The 524-nt window shown below is 61.8% G+C and carries 1 protein-coding gene; it reads right to left on the bottom strand.

Annotated elements, in window-relative coordinates; all coding sequences use genetic code 11:
* Positions 1-524 (bottom strand): integrase core domain-containing protein (locus V3W49_RS23070; protein WP_500148315.1); only part of this gene is annotated, 524 nt, incomplete at both ends.

The raw sequence follows: 524 nt of genomic DNA, 5'->3' as shown, positions 1-524 counted from the left end.
TGGTGATCGACTTTTTCTTCAGGTCGATCACCCCCACTTTCGTGCTGTACCACCACACCTCGTAGCTGCCGTCTTCCTGCATCTCCTTCAGCCCGACCCGTTCTCCCCTGAACGCCTTGCCTGCGCTCAGGCTTACCCCTTTCACGCTCAGCTTTCCGCTGATATCCACTTTCCTGACCATCACGCCCTCGTCGTATTCCGGCGGCGTTGTGTTGCCGCTGTACTGCCGCGCAGACGGCTTATACCGCGAGCCCGGTACCGCCATTTCCAGCGCCTCATGCGGGCGTTCGAGGTTATAGACCGTCCGCCAGTGGTCGAAGGCACGCTGCAGTTCGCCCTCGTTCGCGAACCACTTCCCCTGCAGCACTTCCGTCTTCAGGCTGCGGTGAAAACGTTCCAGCTTGCCCTGCGTCTGCGGATGATACGGCCGGGAGTGTCCCACCCGGATACCATGGCGCATCAGCCACAGCTCCAGCGCCGTCCAGGTGCCGGTGGTGTCTCCCCACGGGGAGCCGTTGTCCATT

The organism is Rosenbergiella sp. YN46 (assembly GCF_036620675.1).
In the GTDB taxonomy this organism is placed as follows: Bacteria; Pseudomonadota; Gammaproteobacteria; order Enterobacterales; family Enterobacteriaceae; genus Jejubacter.
This window is presented reverse-complemented; position numbering and strand designations above follow the sequence as displayed.